Origin of the sequence: Paraburkholderia bengalensis (genome assembly GCF_037126505.1) — a bacterium.
Lineage (GTDB): Bacteria > Pseudomonadota > Gammaproteobacteria > Burkholderiales > Burkholderiaceae > Paraburkholderia > Paraburkholderia bengalensis.
This window is the reverse complement of the sequence record NZ_JACFYJ010000331.1, coordinates 1-236: the sequence shown is the minus strand read 5'-3', so window position 1 is coordinate 236 and position 236 is coordinate 1. Positions and strand designations below refer to the sequence as shown.

At 53.8% G+C, this 236-nt stretch carries 1 tRNA gene; it reads left to right on the top strand.

Features of this window, described 5'->3' with window-relative positions:
* Positions 1 to 21: 21 nt before the first annotated feature.
* Positions 22 to 97, top strand: a tRNA-Ala gene (locus H3V53_RS43515).
* Positions 98 to 236 lie beyond the last annotated feature (139 nt).

The following is a 236-nucleotide window of genomic DNA, read 5'->3' as shown; positions in this document are numbered from 1 at the left end:
CCCTGTGCGCTGTATGACCGGGGGGGATTAGCTCAGCTGGGAGAGCACCTGCTTTGCAAGCAGGGGGTCGTCGGTTCGATCCCGTCATCCTCCACCAATCCTCAATGCCTAGTGTTCGGCGCGAACCGAGCCTTAGGCATTGGCGATTGAGCCAGTCAGAGAAGATATGCGGTTATAGCAATCGCCATATCGGCTGTCGTTCTTTAACAATCAGGAAGAAGTAGTAAAGAGATTCG